At 37.4% G+C, this 206-nt stretch carries 1 protein-coding gene; it reads left to right on the forward strand.

Annotated features, from left to right (window positions below):
* Window positions 1–206: autotransporter domain-containing protein (locus tag EII29_RS11900; protein WP_125237640.1), on the forward strand; the 206-nt coding region annotated here is incomplete at both ends.

Raw genomic sequence — 206 nt, forward strand, 5'->3', positions numbered from 1 at the left:
AACAGTTTAAACTGGACGATATCGGGAGAAGGTTATGTATCGAGAAGCGATATGCATAGAAAGTTCCTTGTAGTGGATGAGATATTTGAGGCAAAATCGTCATATTACACATATGGAGCGGCATTAAAGAATGAGATAAGCAAAGAGTTCAGGACGAGTGAAAGAACGAGTATAAAGCCTTATGGAAGTTTAAAACTTGAATATGG

It is taken from the genome of Leptotrichia sp. OH3620_COT-345, from assembly GCF_003932895.1.
Lineage (GTDB): Bacteria > Fusobacteriota > Fusobacteriia > Fusobacteriales > Leptotrichiaceae > Pseudoleptotrichia.